Origin of the sequence: Bacillus sp. SIMBA_005, from assembly GCF_046535585.1 — a bacterium.
In the GTDB taxonomy this organism is placed as follows: Bacteria; Bacillota; Bacilli; order Bacillales; family Bacillaceae; genus Bacillus; species Bacillus pumilus.
In genome coordinates, this window is sequence record NZ_JAWRWI010000414.1 from 1 (window position 1) to 271 (window position 271).

At 55.0% G+C, this 271-nt stretch carries 1 protein-coding gene; it reads left to right on the plus strand.

What is annotated here, in order from left to right; translation table 11 throughout:
• Nucleotides 1-271: TolB family protein (locus SB660_RS20685; RefSeq protein WP_410584224.1), on the plus strand; the 271-nt coding region annotated here is incomplete at both ends.

A 271-nucleotide genomic window follows, 5' to 3' on the forward strand; every position in this document is an offset into this window, starting at 1 on the left:
TATGGCGTGGCCTTTTCACCGGATGGCAGGCAGCTTGCGTTTACCGCCAATTTATGCGAGCCGGGTGACGCCGGAAAGCCGAGCGATGTCTATCTGATGAATCTGGCGGACGGAAGCCTGAAGCAGATTACGCCGCACCGCGGTTCTTTCGGTTCCTGCGTGTTTTCACCGGACGGTTCTTATATCGCGATGCTGGGCCATGAGAATGAATTTCGCAATGCGACTTTAGAGAAAGCGTGGCTGTACGACGTGAAAACTGAGCGGCTGTCCT